This window comes from Taklimakanibacter deserti (assembly GCA_003574785.1).
Window position 1 is genome coordinate 34,101 of sequence record QORU01000008.1, and the last position, 19,496, is coordinate 53,596.

Here is a 19,496-nt window from a genome sequence, read left to right on the forward strand (position 1 = left end):
GCCAAACGGTGATTTGGAAAATATCAGAATTGGAAAGTGTGCCCGCAGTTCATGGCGCATCGCTTTCGTAATTCGCTCCCCAAAATGGAACCATCATATGACCAGCACGCCTTGCGCAGCGCTCGACCGCATCGCCGCGTTCCTCGCCATCATCGTCGAAACCATCCTGACGATCTTGCATGAGCTCGGCGTCTGTTGCCGGGAGGTTTCGCTGCTGCGCCGCAAAGCGGGCTTCCTGGCGCCTGCGGCAAGCGCGCTCTATATCCTTGCGCGCAAGCGCTGGCCCGAATTCGAGGGGGTGCGCGGGTCAGCGAAGCTCGAGGCAAAGGATATTGAAAGGGTGCCGAAAGGGTTTGAAAGGGTATCGAAAGGATATTGAAAGGGTAAAGGTATAGGCCGCGAGGACCTGCATGCCCTCACGTAAATATATGGCTAGTTCACGCTGTTGGGTAGCTCGCGCTCGCGCCGGGCGATGAAATCGCGCAACGCCTCGTCCACCGCCTCGTCGAGCTTCGGCTCTTCATATTGGCCGAGCATGGCGCGGGCCTTGTCGCGGCCCCGCTCATCGTGATCCTTGGCCCCTTCCGCCGACCATTGCTCGAACGAGTTGAAATCCATGAGGCTCGGCATGAAGAAGGCGCTCTCGAAATGCTCGAGCGTATGCTGGGTGCCGAGGAAATGGCCGGCCGGACCCACTTCGCGCACCGCCTGCATGGCGTCCTTGAAATCGCTGAAGTCGAGGCCCTGGCCGTATTTGTACCAGCCCGCGAGCTGCTCGGTGTCGGTGACGAATTTCGAATAGCCGGCGCACAGGCCGGCCTCGAGCCAGCCCGCCACGTGCCAGATGTAATTGGCGCCCGACAGGATCGCCGCATGCATCAGCATGTTCGCCTCATAGCCCGCTTGCGCATCATTGATCTTGGAGCCGACATGGAAGCCCGAGGTTCGCCAGGGCAGTTTGTATTTCCGCGCCAGCGCCCCCATCAGATACATCATTTGCGCCGCCTCCGGCGTGCCCCCCATGGGGGCTCCGGATTTCATGTCGACGGTCACCATGAACTGACCATAGATCTGCGGGCTTCCCGGCCGCACCAGTTGCGTGAAGGCAAGGCCCGCCAGCGCCTCGGCGTTGACTTGCGCGACGGCACCCACGGCCGACGCCGAGGTCGAGGCGCCGCACAGCGCGAAGGGGGCGAGGATGCAGGGCTGGTTATGCGCCGCATAGACCTTCAGCGCATCGAGCATGGTCGCATCCCAGACAAGCGGCGAATTGCAGTTGGTGATCGAGACGACGACGGTGTTGTCGCGCACGAAATCGTCACCGAACACGATGCCCGCCATCTTCATCACGTCCTCGGCCCGTTCCTTCGCCGTGACGATGCCCATGAACGGCTTGTCGGAATATTTGAGCGCCGAATGGATGATGTGCAGATGCCGCTTCGGCACCGCAATCTCCATCGGCTCGCAGATGATCGAGCTCGAGGAATGGAGGGTGGGCGACATATAGGCGAGCTTGTGGAAGTTGTTGAGATCGGCGAGCGAGCCGTAGCGGCGCTGATTGTCGAGATCGCGCACATAGGGCGCGCCATACATCGGCACGAACACCGAATTCTTGCCGCCGATGGTCACCGAGCGCTCCGGATTGCGCGCATGCTGGACGAATTCGGACGGGATCTGGCCGACGAGCTGCATCAGAAGCGCGCGGTCGATATGGACGCGGGTGTTGTCGACCTTGGCGCCGGCCTTCTTCCACAGGTCGATGGCCTGGGCGTCGCGGAACTCGCAGCCGACCTCCTCCAGGATCTTGAGCGACTCCTCGTGGATGAGCTCGACCGCCTCGTCCGGCACGATCTCATAGACGGGGATGTTGCGGGTCAGGGCCGGGAAGGACGGAACCGCCTTGGCGCGCAAGGTGCGCCGGCCCTCGCGGCCGCCGGCGCGGCGGCCATGGGCCGAGACCTGCTTGGACAATTCATGCGTGTCGATGGCGGGGCGGGTGTTTTCCATGGGCTCAAGCCTAATGCCCGTTGGCGCGATGGAAAAGCGCTCAAGCGACGGGACTGGTTCAGTTCCCGCCCTCCGCCCCCAGATTGCTGGAGATCGAGGCGACGAAACGGGAGAAGAGCTCGCCCTGCGATGAGATGCCGAGTTTCATATAGATGTTCTTGCGGTGGATGCGCACCGTGCCGGTGGCAATGCCGAGCTGCTTGCCGATGGCGTCCGAGGAATTGCCCTTGAGCACCAATTCGACGATCTCGGCTTCCCGGGCCGTGAGCTTGCCTGCGCCGAAGCGATGGAAGGCCGAAGCCAGGATCTGCTCGCTCGCCTCGACCGGACGGGGCTGGCCCTGGCCGGAAAACCGGCTTTCGATGTCCCTCCAATGCTGCACCGACAAAGCGGTAACGAGCGGCGCCACCAAGCCAAGCCTTTTGCGCTCCCTGAGCGCGAAGGGCGGCAGCTTGGCGGCATCGCGCATCAGCGAGACGACGACGCGCGTCTCGACCCCGATGGGGACGAAGAAGGCGATCTCTTCCGAGAGCCCGGTCTGCACATAATAGGACTGGAAATACTGGCTCTGCGGGAACCGATCCGGCGCCAGGTCGGCGACGCGGTGGGGTCCCGCTCCCCAGGCCTGAGGATCGGCGATGAAGAGGGGATCGAGCAGATAGGGGCCGTCCTGATAATCATCGACGAAGACCCGCCGCTTGCCGGCCGGGAAGTTGTCGAAGAGATCGATGGGCCGGGCGCCGCCGCAATAGGCGAAGATCACCGAATAATCGAAAGGCGCCACATGCCCCAGAGCCGCGACGAGTGCTGCGGCGAAATCCGCCGTGCCGATGGCTTCGATCGCAAGGGCGAATGCGTCGTTCCAGGCTTTGTCGCCGATCGCGGCGGGATGCTTCATCCGGCTCTCTATCCCATTTAGGATATATACAGTTAGGCTCTCTACTGCGATCATTTTACCGTTTGTGGGATATAACACCAGGGCTCGATGCCAATCCGCTTGTCCCCACCGCGAAAGTTAACGCACGACGCCCTTATCGTGGTCAGCCGAAGCGCTCTGTCTTTTTGGTTTTGCGCATCGGCTTGTCCGAAAACCGCACGCACTTTTCGGGCCGATGCTCTAGAGTCCGCCCATCCGGCACGGGCGCATCGAGTGTGAGAATGCGGGCTGAGACCGCCATTCCCGATATTTCCTTTCGCGGCGTGACGAAGCGCTACGGCGCGGTCCTGGCCGTCGACAAGGTCGATCTCGATCTGCCCAAAGGGTCTTTCGTCTCGCTGCTCGGTCCTTCCGGATGCGGCAAGACGACATGCCTGCGCATGATGGCGGGCTTCGAGCAGCCGAGCGAGGGCCAGGTCTTCATTCGCGGCGACAATGTCACCGGCGTTCCCGCCTACAGGCGCCCGGTCAACATGGTGTTCCAGCATTATGCGCTGTTCCCGCATCTCGATGTTGCCGACAATGTTTCTTACGGCCTGCGCCAGCGGTCGCCGAAGCCGCCGCGAGACGAGATCGCCAAGGCGGTGGACGAGGCTTTGGCGATGGTCAGGCTTTCGGGCTATGGCGCGCGCCGTACATGGGAATTGTCGGGCGGCCAGCAGCAGCGCGTCGCTCTGGCGCGCGCGCTGATCAACCGGCCGGCAGTGCTGCTCCTCGATGAGCCCCTGGCGGCGCTCGACCGCAAGCTCAGGCACGACATGCAGATCGAATTGCAGAATCTGCAGCGCAATGTCGGCATTACGTTTCTCCTGGTGACCCATGACCAGGAGGAGGCGCTGTCGATGTCGGATCGCGTCTGCATCATGAGGGATGGACGCCTCGTCCAGGTCGGGACGCCGCGCGAGCTCTATGACGAGCCGGTCAACAGCTATGTGGCGGATTTCGTCGGCAAGTCGAATTTCTTTTCCGGCACTGCGGGCCGGGCGCGCGAGGGCCTGATCGACGTCACTTTGGTCGATGGCCTGAAGGCCTCGGGCCGCGCCTCGAAATCGACCGCGCGGCCTGATGAGGGCGCGAGCGTGCTGGTGAGCGTGCGCCCCGAGCAGATCCGGCTCGCTGCGAAGACGGGTGATCTTCCGAACGGCGTCGCCTTCCGCGCCGAGGTGCAGGTGCTCAACCGCATCTTTCTCGGCGAGCAGACCGAATATCTCGTGGTGCATGACCGGCTGGGCGAGTTCATGGTCAGGAGCCCGCGCCAGGGCAATGCGCCGACCGCTTTCGAGATCGGCGACAAGGTGGCGGTCGGCTGGCCACCCGATGCCGCCCTTATACTGAGCAAAGAATGAATTAACGGCCCAGGGAAACAACAGGAGGAAACAATGAAGGACAATGACAGCATCACGCCGCAGAAATTCCTGGAGGAATTGCGGCGCTACCAGAAGGGCTCGGTCACCCGCCGGCATTTTCTGGGCGTGACCGGCCTCGGCGTCGCCACGGCCGTATTGAGCCAGGCAGTTCCGGGCTTGAGGCCGCGCAAGGCCTATGCCGCGCTCTCGGGCACCGTCAACCTTACCACCTGGCCCAACTATCACAATCAGGCAAATCTCGACGAATTCGCCAAAAAGACCGGCGTCACCGTCAATATGAACGTGTTCGGCTCGAATGAGGAGATGCTGGCCAAGCTGCAGGCGGGCTCGACCGGCTGGGACGTCTTCGTGCCGACCAACTATACGATCAGCACCTATAAGAGCCTAGACCTCATCGAGCCGCTCGATCTCAAGCTTCTGCCCAATTACGACGCGGCCTCTCAGGATCAGCGCTTCACCTCGGAAGGCACGATCGACGGCACGGTCTATGCGGTGCCGAAGGATTGGGGCACTACGGGCTTCGTCATCAACACCAAGAACGTGACGCAGAAGCCCACGAGCTGGAAGGAGTTCTGGGAGCTGACGAAGGGGCCGCTCACCGGCCGCGTGATGGTGCATGATTATCAGCTCACCACCATCGGCAACGCGCTCAAATATTTCGGCTATTCATTCAATTCGAATGACGAGAAGGAGCTCGCCCAGGCCGAGAAGCTGATGCTCGAGGCGAAGCCGCATCTCTTCGCCATCAATTCAGACTACCAGCCCTCGATGCGCAATGGCGATGCCTGGATGTCGGTATGCTGGACCGGTGATGCGACGCAGCTGCACCGCGACCTGCCAGAGATGGAATATGTGATCGGCAAGGAAGGCGGCGAGATCTGGACGGATTATTTCGCCATTCCCAAGGGCGCGCCGAACAAGGAAGCGGCCTATGCGCTGATCGACTGGCTGGTGACGCCCGAGATCAACGCCAAGGAAGTCCAGGCGCATGGCTATCCATCGACCGATGCGCGCACCAACAAGCTGGTGCCCAAGGAGATGCTGGACAACCCGATCCTCTATCCGGCCCAGGATCTCCTGACCAATCTCGAATTCGGCGCCGCGGCGACGCTGACCAATCCGCTGCGCGCCGAGATCATGGCCCGCTTCAAGGCGGCATGACCTGTCGATGAGGAGTGCATGCTTCTTACCCTCCCCCTTCGCGGGGCGAGGGTAAGAGGGCTGCTTCGCATCACAAGTGATTATGCCGTCTCTCTCGCCCGCATCCCGATCGAAGGCCGTCACCGCATTGCTGGTGGCGCCGGCCGGCCTGTTCTTTTTCTTCCTGCTGATCCTGCCGCTCGTCGTCGTCATCATCTATTCCTTCGGCGCCCGCGCCGAGGCCGGCGGCTATGCGCCGGCCTTCACCCTCGAGAACTATGCCAATCTCCCGGCGCGCGGCCGCGTCTTCTTCAACACCCTGACGCTCGCCCCTCTCGGCACCTTGCTCACCGCGCTCTTCGCCTATCCGCTGGCTTACTTCCTGGCGGTGAAGGCGAATGAGAGGCTGCGCACCTTGCTGCTCGTCCTGGTGATCGTGCCGTTCTGGACCAGCCAGCTGCTGCGTTACTATGCCTGGATCATGATCCTGGGGGCCAAGGGAATACCGAGCTGGCTGAGCTTCATCGGGATCGCCGATGTCCGCATCCTCAACACGCCGACCGCCGTGCTCATCGGCGCCGTCTATGGCTTCCTGCCGCTGATGATCCTGCCGATCTATGTCAGCCTCGAGAAGCTCGACAAGCGGCTGCTCGAGGCGTCCGCCGATCTCGGCGCCGATGCGCGCCGCACCTTCTGGCAGGTGACATTGCCGCTGTCGCTGCCCGGCGTCGCCACCGGCTCCATGCTGGTCTTCATCCTGCTGATGGGTGAATACATCCTTCCGCAGTTCTTAGGCGGCGGCAAAGTGTTCTTCATCGGCAATGCGCTGGTCGATCTCTTCCTGCAATCGCGCAACTGGCCCTTCGGTGCTGCCGTCTCGACGGCCATGGTCGCCATCATGTTCGTGACCATCGCGCTTTACATGCGCTTCGTCCTGAACCGCGGCGACGTGCGCCGCGCCGCCTTGGTGTAACCCATGCGCCTCTATGCGGCCCTCATCTATGTCTTCCTCTACGCGCCGATCGCGCTCATCGTCGTCTTTTCCTTCAATGCCGGGCACTATGCGATGGACTGGCAGGGCTTTTCCATCGAATGGTACGGCAAGGCCTTCAGCAATCCGATCCTGATCAAGTCCCTGGTTTCGAGCTTGATCGTCGCCGGCTCGACATCCGTCATCGCGACCGTGGTCGGCACGCTCTGCGCCTTGGGACTCGAGCGCATGACGGGCTGGCTTCGGCAGCTCTTCGACGCTCTCATCTATATCGCCATCATGGTGCCGGGCGTGGTGATCGGCATAGCGACGCTGATCGCCTTCGTCACCTTGTTCGACACCGTCAATCCGGCGCTCGAGGCTATAGGCATCGCCCGGCTGCAGATGGGCCTGTGGACGGTGATCGCGGCGCATGTGCTGTTCAACCTGGCGGTGGTCGTGCTCATCATCAGGGCGCGCCTTGCCGGCATGGACCGGAGCCTGGTCGAGGCCTCCGAGGATCTTTATGCGACGCCCTTGGCCACATTCCGGCAAGTGGTGCTGCCGGCGCTGATGCCCTCCATCCTGGCCGGTCTTCTGTTGTCCTTCACCTTCTCCTTCGAGGACTTCATCATCACCTTCTTCGTCGCCGGGCCCAACACCACCTTGCCGATCTATATGTATTCCTCGATCAGGCGAGGCGTCACGCCCGAGATCAACGCCATCGGCACGGCGGTGCTCCTGACGTCGCTGGCGCTCCTGATACTGGCGCAGTTCCTGCTGCGCACCAGGACGAGTTCCAAATAGGGAACAGCCCGCGCGCACGTATCGGCGCTGAAACATACAATTTGACTTTTATGGGGGTCTTTTTTCATTAGTATTCAAAGAGATGATGGTTGGAAATTGCGGCGACTTTCTCCCCGAAATACCGGAGGGGTGAAATAACTACATATCTTGTTAAGCCGCCTTCCGTAGAATCCTGTATAGTGCACGGGACTTCACGGGGGTGAGGTTTGGAAGTGGTTGGGACGGACCATGAACCAGCATGACCCTGAAATTTCCGCTGCCGCGGCAGTGGGTGATCTCAACGATGTCGCATCGGCGCCCGGCCGGAATCACGGCGGCATCCAATCAGTCGATATCGGCATGACGGTGCTGCGGGCCCTGGCGCAGGCCAAGGGCCCCATGTCGCTCAAGGAAATCGGCGCCGCTTGCGCCATGGCGCCCAGCAAGGCGCATCGCTATCTGCACAGCCTGGTGGCGGGCGGCCTGGTGGCGCAGCAGCGGCGATCGGGCAAATACGATCTCGGCATGTTCGCCTTGCGTCTTGGCGCCTCCGCCATTCGCCGCATCGATGTCGTCAACCGCGTCAGCGATCATCTCGAAGATCTCGTGGACCAGTTGCAGATGCCGGCCCATATCGCGATATGGACTCATGAGGGACCGATCGCGGTGCGCTGGCAGCGCACGCCGAGCTCCCTGATCTCGCCCGATGTGCTGGGCTCGGTGTTTCCGCTCTTGCGCTCGGCGACCGGCAATGTCTTTCTGAGCCATCTGCCGGAGCGCATGACGCATTCCCTGGTCGCGGCCGAGATCCAGAAGGAAAGCGAGCTCGAGAATCCGATCGATGTCGACGTCGCGGAGATCACCCGCAAGGTGCGTGAGCAGGGCTATGCCATGGCGGTCGGCACTTTCGTGCCGCATTATGTCGGTCTCGCAGCGCCGGTGATCAATTGGGACGACGAGATCTGTGCTGCCGTGACGATCGTCGCGCGCACCGCCCGCGATCCCCAGCAGCGTCTCGCCGCAGCCGCCCACCTCAGGACCTTCTGCAAGAACATGTCGGCTGCCACCCGCTGAAGCGGGCAGCGCGAGGCTCACTGGACCACGACGGCGGTCTTGCAGCGCACGCCATGCACGGTGACGTCGGCCTCGCCGAGCCTGATGCCAAGCGTCGTCAAGGCGGTGTAGACGATCTTGTCGAGCACCGGGGTCACCGGCGCGATCAATGTGCGCACCAGCGCCTTGAATTGGCCGCTGAGCAAGCCGAGCAGGTCGAGCGTGAGCACTTCGGCGCTGAGATCGAGATTGTCGACCAGCGATGTCACGAGCGACTGGGTATAGGTCTGCGTCACCGCCGTCTTATAGGTGTGATTGGAGATATCGGAAGCGCTGAACACGAGGTTTTCCTCGGTCATATTGCCGACCTCGACATGGGCGCTGCCGCTGATGCGAACGAGGTTGAGGGCGTTGACCATGTTGGCGGGGTTGACCTGCGGCGTGTCATGGACGGCGGTGAAATTCGTGACCTCGCCGATCCAGGCATTGAGGATGCCGGGACGCGTCGCGACGGTGACCGAGTTATTGGCGGGGGTGAGGCCGCAAGTGATCTGGGAAAGCCTTCCTTCGGCATAGGCCACGTCGATGAAGATCGGCAGCTTGATCGAGACGCCGGCGAGAAGGCCCGTGCCGCCGACCTCGGCCAGGATCTTGAGCCGGGTCTGGGCGGTGCGCACGAAGGCGCCCTGTTCGCCGACCGTGATCCAGGACGTGCCTTGCGGCGGCTCGCCGATCACCAGGCTGAGCTCGGTCTTGGTGAGCCCCGGTATGGTGGCGCCGAGATTGACATCGACCTGATGATCGCCGTCGGAAACGAGCGCCAGCGCATTGACCATTTGCAAAGCGTTCACCGCGGCAGCGAGGCCATATTGCGTCGACGTGCCGATCTGGGCGTTGGCCGCCTTGCCGATGTCGAGCATGCGGCTCAAGTCGACAGGCGTCGAGCTGGAGATGGCTTCCGCGAGGTCCTGCAACGCCGTGGCGGCGTCGAACTCGCTTTCCGAGCGCGCCGTGCTCGCCATGGCGGTCAGGATATTGCCGGCGGTGACGTCCGCATCGAGGACCTGCTGGTAGGTGCCGGCCTCGATATCGGCCTCGACGGCCAGTTCGTCGAGGAATTTGAGGAGATCGATGTCGGCCTCGGCGAGCGAACGATAGTCCATGACTTGCAATTCGACCTCGCTGCCCAGCATCTGGCCCAGTATCGCATTGATGACGCCGCCCTCGAGCGACAGCAGCCGCGATCCGATCGAGAAAGCGGCTTCCGCCGGCCGGCTGGCGATGGCGGAAGCAGCGACTTCGACGTTCTGGCTGCGGAAGATGCGCGCGAAATAAATGGGCGAGGGTGCTTTTGCCTGCACGCGCGCGGCATTGATGGGCTGGCCATTGACGACGAAACGCTGAGCCAGGGTCTTCGCCGGATCGGGGTCGTAATGGCCCATCTCGACCGTCATGGCGTTGAGCGTCCAGCCGCCATTGTCGGTGAAGGTGGAGCGCGCCGCCTGGGTGGCATTGGCCGTGTTGCTGGCCGCGGCGAGTGCGGCGAGATCGGTCGCTCCTTGCAGGCGGCGGCCGTCAAAGTGGATGGAGCCGACATCGACGGCGATGGCTGCGAAGCCGATCATCACGACCATCACCAGGGCGGAAATGACCGCGACTGAGCCGTGCTCTGACCGCGAGAGCGATCTGAGTTTACGCGGTAAGATCATTCAATAGCCTCCGATGCGGACGACGGCCGTCCTCTGGATGATGGCCGACGGCATGGGGAAGAGGCCGGTCGTGCCCTGGAGCGGCAGGTTGGAAATGTCTGTCCGCAGCGTGACGGTGTAGCGCGTAGGATCACCGGGATAGGGAGTGGCGGTCACGGTGATCGGATGACGGCTGAGCAGCTGGTAGTTCGGGCTGGATTGGGCGACATAGCTCGAGACGATCGTCTGCCGCTCGGTGTCCGAAACGCCGGCGACCGAGGCTCTCGCCGCATCGGCGGTCAGCTCCTGCAGGCTGCTGATCGCGCTGAAATAGATGCCATAGGCGGCGATGCCGAGCAGGAGGAGGAAGAAGACCGGCGCGACCAGCGCGAATTCGATTGCCGCGACGCCGCGCGTGTCTTTTCTTATCTTACCAAGCCAGGCCATTTAAACGGAGGTCCCATCCACACCACTGATGGTCACGCAAGGTAATTGCCATCCGCTAACGAACGCGAAGTGAAACTTGGATAACCTTTCTTAAATACCGTGAAAACTTGAAATAATCCGGGAGGATTGTAGTTGACCGGCAGCCAAAGATTGTATTGGGCAGGGGTTTTCCTCCCGAATACTTGGAACTTCCCGATAAGGTTGAGTAAAGCGTGAATATTGCGGAGCCGTTTCCGCACAGGTGAAAGCACGCCGATGTCTCGGGGACTAGCCGGTATCGGATTATTTACGATAGTTCCGAAAATCATCCTCGCCGTTTGTCGGCTTGTGCACCGCCTCGTGGCGTGCAAACTGGCGTCATGCAACCCCAGCGGTTCCTGATTGTCGACGACCACCCGCTCTTCCTGGAGGCCTTGGAAACAGCTCTGCATGTGGCCTTTCCGGGAGCCCTGGTCGAAACGGCGGGATCGATCGAGGGCGCAAGGCGCAGTCTTGCCGAAGGTACGCGGCCGGACCTCATCCTCCTCGACCTCAAGATGCCCGACAGCGCCGGTTTCGAGGGCGTCGTCAGCCTGCGCGCCGCCCATCCGCGTATTCCGCTCTGCGTCATATCATCGATGTCGGGCGAGGAGATCGTCCGCCAGATCCGTGACCTGGGCGCTTCGGGTTTCATCAACAAGAGCGAGAAGCGCGAGAACATCATCGCCGCGGTGCGCCGCCTGCTCGCGGGCGAAGCCCATTTCCCCGAAATCGCACGCCCGGCCGAGCCCGCCGGCACGATCGCGCCCCAGGGCCGGGAGCTCGAGATCCTCGCCCATCTGCGGGAACTGACGCCGCAGCAATACAAGGTTTTGGGTCTCATCTGCGAAGGCAAGCTCAACAAGCAGATCGCTTACGAGCTCGACATCGTCGAGACCACGGTGAAGGCCCACATCACCTCGATCTTCAAGAAGCTCTCCATCCATAACCGCACCCAGGCGGTGCTCATCATGCAGAAGCTCAAGCTCCAGGGCCTGATCGTCGATGATCAGGACGGCTTCCCCGGGGAGGAGCGACGCCATGCCGGCTAAGCGCGGGTTCTCCGCCGCCATCGATCCGGTGGACGCGGTGCGCCAGCTCCTGGCGCAGATCGACCAGCCCGCCATGGCGCTGGTCGTCTTCTTCGCCTCGCCGATCTATGACCGCGAGGCCCTGGCCAAGGCCATTCGCGATTCTATGCCCGGCATCGAGGTCATCGGCTGCACCACCGCCGGCGAGATCACCTCCGAAGGCTATCGCGAGAACACCCTCACGGGCGTCAGCTTCGGCCGCGCCGACTACCGGGCGAGCATCCGGCTGGTCTCCGATCTCGACCGTTTCCGCATGGAGGCGGGAAGCACGGTGGTGCAGGAGCTCCTCGGCGATCTGGGCTTGGGACCGCTGACGGCGCGCTCCGTCCCGGGCCAGGTGTTCGGCATGCTGCTCATTGACGGCATGAGCCGGCAGGAAGAGGTGGTCGTATCCTCGATCAGCCGCTTTCTCGATCCGGTGCCGCTGTTCGGCGGCTCGGCCGGCGACGGCCTCGATTTCGGCGTGACCTGGGTCTTCGCCCATGGTGCTTTCCATACCAATGCCGCGGTGCTGGCCCTGATCGAGACGAACCATCCGTTCAGCGTGTTCAAGCTCGACCATTTCCGCCCCACCGGCAAGAAGATGGTGGTCACCGAAGCCGACCCGGCGCGCCGCCTCGTCATGGAGATCAATGCCGAGAAGGCAGCGCCCGCTTATGCCAAGATGGTCGGCCTCGACGAGCGTGATCTCAATCCGATGACCTTCGCCGCCTATCCGGTTGTGGTCAGGGTCGGTGGCGAATATCACGTGCGCTCGATCCAGAAGGTGGAGGAGGACGGATCGCTGCGCTTCTATTGCGGCATCGACGAAGGCCTCGTCCTTACCGTCGCCGACGGCGACGACATCGCGAAAAATCTCGATCAGGCCCTGACCCGGGTTGCCGCCGAGCTTGGCTCGGTCGAGCTCATCCTCGGCTTCGACTGCATCTTGCGCCGGCTCGAGGCCGAGCAGAAGCAGAAGACCCTCATCGTCTCGCAGGTCCTGAAGCGCCATGGGGTCGTCGGCTTCAACACCTATGGCGAGCAATACCGCTCGATGCACGTCAACCAGACCTTCACCGGCGTTGCCATCGGCCGCACGACACGCAAGCCGGAAGAGAGGCGGGCGTCATGACCCTTCCGCGTGATGCCGGCGAGCCCGTCGAAGAGCGCCTGCGCAAGCTCGAGAAGATCAACCGCGCCTTGATGGGCCGCGTCGAGCGCTCGACCGATTTCTCCGTCAACGGCTTCTCGCTGTTCCAGACGGCGATCCTGCTCGAGGGCCAGGTCTCGGCCCGCACCAGCGACTTGAAGCGCACGCTCGAAGATCTGTCCGACGCCTATGCGCGCCTCGAGGACGCCCGCGATGATGCCGAGACCGCGAAGCAGAACCTGACCTCGGCCATCGAGGCGGTGAGCGAAGGTTTCGCCCTGTTCAACGATGCCGAGGAACTGGTGATGTGTAACACGCCGTTCCGCGCCCTTCTCCCCGATATCGAGGCGAAGCTTCTGCCGGGCACGTCCTTTCCGCGCATCGCCGAGCTATTCGCGCAGAGCCGCCATCTCGTGCTCGATCAGCACCGTAGCACCGATGCCTGGCGCAAGGCGCGCATCGAGCTGTTCCGCAAGCCCAACGCCGCCTTCATCCAGAAGCTGTCCGGCGACCGCTGGATCCAGGTTTCCAACAAGAAGACCGATACCGGCGCCACCGTCGTCTTCCAGACCGACATCACCGACATCGTCCGGGCCGAGAGGGTGCGGCGCGAGCGCGAGCTCGACGAGCAATCGCAGATCCTGCAGGCGACCCTCGACCATTTGCCGCAGGGCATCGCGATGTTCTCGAAGGATATGCGGCTCAAGGCCTGGAATCATCGCTTTATCGATCTTTTGAGCCTGCCTTTGCGGCTGGTGGCGCCGCTTGCGGGTTTCGAGCGCCTGTGGGAGTGGGCCGGCAAGTCCGTCTTTGCCCAAGACCGCAAGGGCAGGGAGCGGATCGCGGCCTGGATACGCAGTCCCGCGGCCGATCTCGATCCCGTCGAGCTCACCCGCACCGACGGCTCGATCCTCAGCGTCAGCGGCAAGGTCATGCCGGATGGCGGCATCGTGGTGAGCTTCGCCGACGTCACCGAGGAGCGCCGCGCCAGCGATGCCTTGCGCGACGCCAAGGAGACGCTCGAGCAAAGGGTCGAGGAGCGCACCGTCGAGCTCACCCGCGAAGTGATCGAGCGCCGCGCCATCGAGGTCGAGCTGATCAAGGCGCGCGACAAGGCCGAGGAGCTCACCAAGAGCAAGACCCGGTTTCTCGCCGCCGCCAGCCATGACGTGCTGCAGCCGCTCAATGCGGCGCGGATCTTCCTGTCCCTGCTCGACGGCACCGGGCTCGATCTGCGCCAGCAGCATTTCGCCGGCAAGGTGGACAAGGCTTTCGGGTCGGTCGAGGAGGTGCTGGGCACGCTGCTCGACATCTCGCGCTATGACAGCGGCAGCGTCGAAGCCAATATCGTGCCCGCGTCGGTCGCCGAGATATTGTCGACGCTCGCGGCCGAGTTTCAGCCGCTCGCCGATCAGAAGCAGCTCAGCTTGCGCTGCCGGCCCTCGGACCTCTTCGCCTTGAGCGATGCGAGACTTCTGCGCCAGATCGTGCAGAACCTGATCTCCAACGCCATCCGCTATACCGCGCGGGGCGGCGTGCTCGTCGGCGCGCGCCGGCGCGGCCAGACGATCTCCATCGAAGTGTGGGACACCGGGCCCGGCATTCCCGAGGACAAGCGGGATTTCATCTTCGAGGAGTTCCGCCGGCTGGGCCAGGACCAGCCCGACGCGCCCAAGGGGGCGGGGCTCGGCCTTGCCATCGTCAGGCGCATTGCGCGGCTTCTCGACCACCGGATCGAGATCAGATCGCGCCTCGGCAAGGGATCGCGCTTCGCCATCGAGGTGCCGCTCTGTGCGAGCCCCGAGCGTGAGGTGAAGCGGCAGGCCGAGGTCGAGCGCCTGCCGGTCGATCTCGCGAGCTTCACCGCCATCGTCATCGAGAACGATCTCGTCATTCTCGAAGGCATGATGGAGCTTCTGCAGGAGCGCGGCATGCGCGCCATCCCGGCGGTGTCGGTTGGCGAGGCGCTCGAGACCTTGCAGAGCCTGGAGAAGACGCCCGATCTGATCATCGCCGACTATCATCTCGATCAGGGAACCGGCACCGAGGCCATCGCGGCGCTGCGCAGCGCTGTCGGCCATGCCATCCCGGCCATTGCCGTCACCGCCGACTACACCACCAAGGTGCAGGCCGAGGTCAGGCGCTACGGGATCGCCTATTTGCGCAAGCCGATCAAGACGGGTGAGCTCTTCGCGCTCATCCACAAGGTGATTGCGCCATAGGCTGCGCTGCGGCATTTTGCACAGCTCGATCGCGTGGCGGATGACGGCACAACTCAATGTGCTTGTGGTGTAGGCCTTTTGTCTTCTGCGATCACTTCAGGTTTGAGCTTCACGCCGAGAGCCCCCATGACTTTCAATACCGTCTCAAAGCTGGGATTGCCCTCTTCCGAGAGGGACTTGTAGAGACCTTCCCGGCTTAATCCGGTGGCCTTTGCTATCTTCTGCATGCCCTGTGCTCGCGCTGCATCGCCAAGGGCTTTGATTACCGTGCGATAGTCGTGACCATAATCTTCAAATACGGCTTCGAGATAAGCAGTAATCTCTTCGGGTGTCCGTAGATATCTTGCTGGATCAAAAGGAATGAGTTTTTCGGTCACAACTTCTGCCCTTTCCAGTAATCGGCATATTGCTTCGCCTTGCGAATGTCGGCCACCTGGGTTGATTTATCTCCACCTAGCAGGATGATCGTCTTTCTAAGGATGAGATAATAGACGCGGTAACCGGGGCCGAAGTGAAATCGCATTTCTCGGATCCCGTCACCAATCGAGCAAGCATCTCCTGCGTCTCCGGTTTCTGCATAATGTCTGATCCGTGCCAGTATCCGGCGTTGCCCTTCGCGATCCCGAAGATCATTGATCCACTCATCGAAGGCCTTTGTGACGACGATCTCGATCATTTGTATCCTATATATTACATTTTGTCAACTATGGGATACGTCTTGAAGAACTGGCATATGTCGGTCAGGGGGCATTCGCCGCAACGAGGCGTGCCGGCACGGCATATTGTTTGGCTATGGAATTTCATCAGCCAGTGCTGCTGGTAGTAGTCGCGGTCTCCCCAATCATTAGGCACACATGCGTTGAAGAGGCGGTGGCCACGTCGGAAATCCGCTTTGGGCGGCAGGACTCCCAGGCGCTTGCCCATGCGCAGCAGATGCCGGTCGACGACGAGGATCGGCTTACGTAAGCTGCTGAAATTGAGCGTGGCGGCGGAGACCTTGGGTCCCACCCCCGGCAGGGTTTGCAGCCAGGACCAGGCGTCAGCAACCGGCCAGTCCGTGAGAAAGCCGAGATCGAGCGTATCGCGCTCCGCTTTGATCTTGTGCAAGGCCGTTATCAGTTGTTTCGCTTTGACAGGGGCGTGTGCGACACCGGCGATGACGGTCGCGACGATTGTTACCTCGGCAGAGAGGATATTCTCCCACCGCGGAAAATGAAGGCGAAGCTTCTCGAAAGCAATTCCCGATGTTTTGTCGCTGGTGTCCGAGCTGATGAGCGAGAGGATGAACTGGTCGATCGCCGGCGCGTGCCTGGCATCATCGATACCGCCATGATGTGAAATGAGACGGTCGCGAATGATGAGCATCATGGGATTGGCGAAAAGCGAAAGCTGCATGCGCGCCTCCTGCGCTAGGATTAGTGGAAATCCCGGCTCTTGATGAGGGCTGGCAGATCGGCTTCGACCAGCCCGTCCTGGCGCAGCCTCCGCAATTCTTGGCTCAGATCCATGAAGCTTTCGGCGACCACATGGATCACCAGCCCGGCCCGCTGCAGCTTGCCCCTGATGGCGAGGAACTCGCCCGTCATCACCACGCGCCGGTTCGCCGCCAGGATCTTCGGCCACACGATGATATTGACGATGCCGGTCTCGTCCTCGAGCGTGATGAAGACGACGCCTTTCGCCGTGCCTGGCATCTGGCGCATGAGGACGAGGCCCGCGACGGTCACATGCGCGTCTTGCTTCAGGCTGTCGCTTCTGTGCTCCTTACTGGTGATCACGCCGAGCTTCTTGAGCTCGGGGCGGAAGAAGCTGCAGGGATGCGCCTTGAGTGACAGGCCGGTGGTCTGATAGTCGTCCATCACCTCTTCGCTGAGCTGCATTTGGGGCAGCGCGACGGAGGGTTCGTCGAACAGCCCGTCCTCGATATGGGGCGCAAAGAGCGGCAGGTTGCTGTCGAGCGCCACGCCGTCGCGCTTGACGGGCTCGATATCGAGCCGGCCGAGGCGACGCATCGCCCACAGGGCCGAGCGGCGGTCGAGCCCCATGGAAGTGAAGCCGTCGGCTTCGGCGAGCCGTTCCAGCGTGAAGCGCGTAACGCCGCCGCGGCGCGCCAATTGCTCGAGGCTCGAATAGCCATTGCCGCGATGGGCGATCAGCTTCTCCTTGATCTCCTCTTCCTTGAGGCCGTCGACCTGGCGTAAGCCGAGCCGCACGGCGCAGCGCTCGGTCGACAGAGGTTCGAGCGTGCAGTCCCATTCGCTGTTATTGACATCGACGGGGCGGATCTCGACGCCATGCTCGCGCGCATCGCGCACCAATTGCGCCGGCTGGTAGAAGCCCATGGGCTGGCTGTTGAGGATGGCGGCAAGGAACACATCCGGATGATGGCATTTGATCCAGGCCGAGGCATAGACGAGGAGCGCGAAGCTCGCGGCATGGCTCTCCGGAAAGCCATATTCGCCGAAACCTTCGATCTGGCTGAAGCAGCGCTCGGCGAAATCGCGATCGTATCCGCGCGCCGCCATCCCGTTCACGAACTTGTTCTTGAAGGTACTGACGGTACCATTGTTGCGAAAAGTTGCCATCGACCTTCTCAGCCGGTCGGCATCGTCGGGCGCGAAGCCGGCCGCGGTGATGGCGATCTGCATTGCCTGCTCCTGGAACAGCGGCACGCCCAGCGTCCGTTTGAGAACCTCTTCCAATTCATTCGCCGGATAAGCGGGACCAGGCGAGGGATAGACGATCTTCTCGATCCCATCGCGCCGTTTGAGATAGGGGTGCACCATATTGCCCTGGATGGGACCGGGCCTGACGATCGCCACTTCGATGACGAGATCATAATATTCCTTCGGTTTGAGCCGCGGCAGCATCGACATCTGCGCCCGGCTCTCGACCTGGAACACGCCGACGGAATCGGCCTTGCTCAGCATCTCGTAGGTTTCGGGGTCCTCGTGAGGCAGGTCGAACAGCGACCCGAACGGCTTCCTGTATTTATGGGCATAATGATCGTTCAGGAATTCGAGGCCACGCCTCAGGCAAGTGAGCATGCCGAGCGCCAGCACATCGACCTTCATGAGGCCGAGCGTGTCGATATCGTCCTTGTCCCATTCGATGAAGGTGCGGTCCTCCATCGCGGCATTGCCGATGGGCACCGTCTCATCGAGCCGCTTGCGGGTGAGAACGAAGCCGCCGACATGCTGGGAGAGATGGCGCGGAAAGCCGATGAGCTCGTTGGTGAGATCGACCGCCTGGCGGATCTTCTCATTGTCAGGATCGAAGCCGGCCTCCCGCACATATTGATCGGGCATGTCGCTGCCATAGCCCCAGATGGTCTTGGCGAGCGCCGAGGTGACATCGGGCGTCAGACCCAGCGCCTGGCCTACTTCGCGGATGGCGCGACGCGAGCGGTAATGCACGACCGTGGCGCAGATGGCGGCGCGCTCGCGCGTATAGCGCTCATAGATATATTGGATGACCTCTTCCCGCCGCTCATGCTCAAAATCGACATCGATATCGGGCGGCTCGTTGCGCGCCTGCGAGATGAAACGCGAGAACAAAAGCTTGGTCGATTTGGGATTGACCTCGGTGATGCCGAGGCAGAAGCACACGGTGCTGTTCGCCGCCGAGCCGCGACCCTGGCAGAGGATCTCCTTGCCGCGGGCGAAGGCGACGACATCATGCACGGTAAGGAAGTAGCGCGCATAATCGAGGCCGTCGATGATGCGCAATTCTTCCTCGATGTTCTTCGTGACATCCTCGGGCACGCCATAGGGATAGCGTCTCTTGGCGCCGGCCCAGGCGAGATCGGCGAGATGCTCTTGTGCCGTCTTGCCGGGCGGTATGGGCTCATCGGGATATTCATATTTGAGATCGCCGAGGGAAAAATGACAGCTTGCGGCGATCTCGGCGGTGCGCTCGACTGCTTCTTCATAACCGGCGAAGAGGCGACGCATTTCCGCTTCCGGCTTGAGATGGCGCTCGGCATTGGCCTGGAGCCGGAAGCCCGCTTCGGCGATAGTGCATTTCTCGCGGATGCAAGTCACGACATCGGCGAGCGCCCGGCGCTCGGGCGCGTGATAATGCACGTCATTCAAGGCGACAAGCGGCGTGTGGTGCCGGCGGGCAAGATCGGCAAGAAGCGCGAAGCGCTGCTTCTCGTTTCCTTGATAGGAATGAACGGCGCCGAGGAAAACGCGCTTTGGTGCAGCATCGGCTAGTTCGGTGAGATGATGGGTGAAATCGGGCGTTATCTTCTTCGGCGGCAGCGCGATCAGCATCTGGCCTGAGCTGGCGGCACAGATTTCCTCAAAAGTGATATGGCATTCGGCCTTCTTGGCGGCCCGGTTGCCCTTGGTCAGCAGCCGGCAGAGGCGACCATAGGCATCACGGTCGGTCGGATAAGCGAGCACCTCGAAACCGTCGAGAGCAACAAGCCTGACGCCGGGCAGATACTTGATCTTGCGCTTCCTGGCCTCGTCGAAGCCGCGCACCACGCCGGCAAAGCTGTTGCGGTCGGCAATGCCGATGGCGGTGAGGCCGAGCTCATCGGCAGCTGCGACCATTTCATGGGGGTGCGACGCGCCGCGCAGGAAGGAGAAATTGGTGGTGACGGCGAGCTCCGCATAGGCCATGGCTCAT

Annotated in this window: 17 protein-coding genes; 9 read left to right on the forward strand and 8 right to left on the reverse strand. The window is 62.1% G+C overall.

Going from position 1 to position 19,496, the window contains the following annotated elements:
* Positions 1 to 97 precede the first annotated feature (97 nt).
* Positions 98 to 379 carry a hypothetical protein gene (locus DS839_RS17500; protein ID WP_119271746.1) on the forward strand — a complete coding sequence of 94 codons (282 nt, stop codon included), beginning with the start codon at positions 98 to 100 and terminating at the stop codon, positions 377 to 379.
* Between the two features lie 53 nt (positions 380 to 432).
* On the opposite strand, the gene DS839_RS17505 is transcribed toward DS839_RS17500, so the two are convergent.
* Both DS839_RS17505 and DS839_RS17510 read right to left on the reverse strand, forming a co-directional pair.
* Complete coding sequence (locus DS839_RS17505) at positions 433 to 2,007, reverse strand: trimethylamine methyltransferase family protein (RefSeq protein WP_119271747.1); 1,575 nt, start codon at positions 2,005 to 2,007, stop codon at positions 433 to 435.
* A gap of 58 nt (positions 2,008 to 2,065) precedes the next feature.
* Positions 2,066 to 2,905, reverse strand: a complete 840-nt coding sequence (locus DS839_RS17510) for a helix-turn-helix transcriptional regulator (RefSeq protein ID WP_119271748.1) — start codon at positions 2,903 to 2,905, stop codon at positions 2,066 to 2,068.
* Positions 2,906 to 3,165: 260 nt separating this feature from the next.
* Between DS839_RS17510 and DS839_RS17515 the strand changes: the two genes are divergently transcribed.
* From DS839_RS17515 to DS839_RS17535, 5 genes are all read left to right on the forward strand, one after another.
* On the forward strand, positions 3,166 to 4,290 hold the full coding sequence (locus tag DS839_RS17515) for an ABC transporter ATP-binding protein (RefSeq protein WP_119271749.1): 1,125 nt from the start codon (positions 3,166 to 3,168) through the stop codon (positions 4,288 to 4,290).
* Between the two features lie 33 nt (positions 4,291 to 4,323).
* On the forward strand, positions 4,324 to 5,472 hold the full coding sequence (locus DS839_RS17520) for an ABC transporter substrate-binding protein (protein WP_119271750.1): 1,149 nt from the start codon (positions 4,324 to 4,326) through the stop codon (positions 5,470 to 5,472).
* Positions 5,473 to 5,554: 82 nt separating this feature from the next.
* Positions 5,555 to 6,424, forward strand: coding sequence for an ABC transporter permease (locus DS839_RS17525; protein WP_119271751.1), 870 nt, complete (start codon positions 5,555 to 5,557; stop codon positions 6,422 to 6,424).
* 3 nt (positions 6,425 to 6,427) lie between these two features.
* Positions 6,428 to 7,228: an ABC transporter permease gene (locus tag DS839_RS17530; RefSeq protein ID WP_119271752.1), complete on the forward strand. Its 801-nt coding sequence runs from the start codon at positions 6,428 to 6,430 to the stop codon at positions 7,226 to 7,228.
* A gap of 228 nt (positions 7,229 to 7,456) precedes the next feature.
* Positions 7,457 to 8,281, forward strand: coding sequence for an IclR family transcriptional regulator (locus DS839_RS17535; protein WP_119271753.1), 825 nt, complete (start codon positions 7,457 to 7,459; stop codon positions 8,279 to 8,281).
* A 17-nt stretch (positions 8,282 to 8,298) separates the two neighbouring features.
* Here DS839_RS17535 and DS839_RS17540 read toward each other — a convergent pair whose 3' ends face one another.
* Positions 8,299 to 9,969 carry a TadG family pilus assembly protein gene (locus tag DS839_RS17540; RefSeq protein WP_119271754.1) on the reverse strand — a complete coding sequence of 557 codons (1,671 nt, stop codon included), beginning with the start codon at positions 9,967 to 9,969 and terminating at the stop codon, positions 8,299 to 8,301.
* Positions 9,970 to 10,395, reverse strand: coding sequence for a TadE/TadG family type IV pilus assembly protein (locus tag DS839_RS17545; protein WP_119271755.1), 426 nt, complete (start codon positions 10,393 to 10,395; stop codon positions 9,970 to 9,972). It lies immediately after the preceding gene.
* Positions 10,396 to 10,754: 359 nt separating this feature from the next.
* On the opposite strand from DS839_RS17545, the gene DS839_RS17550 reads away from it, so the two are divergent.
* From DS839_RS17550 to DS839_RS17560, 3 genes are read left to right on the forward strand one after another with little or no spacing between them, the layout of a single operon-like run.
* The gene (locus tag DS839_RS17550; RefSeq protein WP_119271756.1) at positions 10,755 to 11,465 is read left to right on the forward strand and encodes a response regulator; all 711 of its coding nucleotides are present in this window, start codon (positions 10,755 to 10,757) and stop codon (positions 11,463 to 11,465) included.
* Positions 11,455 to 12,618 (forward strand): nitric oxide-sensing protein NosP, encoded by a 1,164-nt coding sequence (nosP, locus tag DS839_RS17555; RefSeq protein WP_119271757.1) that lies wholly within the window; start codon positions 11,455 to 11,457, stop codon positions 12,616 to 12,618. Before DS839_RS17550 ends, nosP begins: the two co-directional genes overlap by 11 nt.
* Positions 12,615 to 14,858, forward strand: a complete 2,244-nt coding sequence (locus tag DS839_RS17560) for a hybrid sensor histidine kinase/response regulator (protein WP_119271758.1) — start codon at positions 12,615 to 12,617, stop codon at positions 14,856 to 14,858. The genes nosP and DS839_RS17560 overlap by 4 nt, the downstream gene beginning before the upstream one ends.
* Before the next feature lie 53 nt (positions 14,859 to 14,911).
* On the opposite strand, the gene DS839_RS17565 is transcribed toward DS839_RS17560, so the two are convergent.
* Genes DS839_RS17565 through DS839_RS17580 form a run of 4 tightly spaced genes read right to left on the reverse strand, consistent with a single transcriptional unit; the run spans position 14,912 to position 19,489 of the window.
* Entirely contained in the window at positions 14,912 to 15,235 is a 324-nt protein-coding gene (locus DS839_RS17565) for an addiction module antidote protein (RefSeq protein ID WP_119271759.1), read from the reverse strand.
* Entirely contained in the window at positions 15,232 to 15,534 is a 303-nt protein-coding gene (locus DS839_RS17570; RefSeq protein WP_119271760.1) for a type II toxin-antitoxin system RelE/ParE family toxin, read from the reverse strand. Before DS839_RS17570 ends, DS839_RS17565 begins: the two co-directional genes overlap by 4 nt.
* A 14-nt stretch (positions 15,535 to 15,548) precedes the next feature.
* Complete coding sequence (locus DS839_RS17575; RefSeq protein WP_119271761.1) at positions 15,549 to 16,253, reverse strand: endonuclease III domain-containing protein; 705 nt, start codon at positions 16,251 to 16,253, stop codon at positions 15,549 to 15,551.
* Positions 16,254 to 16,273: 20 nt separating this feature from the next.
* Positions 16,274 to 19,489, reverse strand: a complete 3,216-nt coding sequence (locus tag DS839_RS17580) for an error-prone DNA polymerase (RefSeq protein ID WP_119271762.1) — start codon at positions 19,487 to 19,489, stop codon at positions 16,274 to 16,276.
* Positions 19,490 to 19,496: the final 7 nt, after the last annotated feature.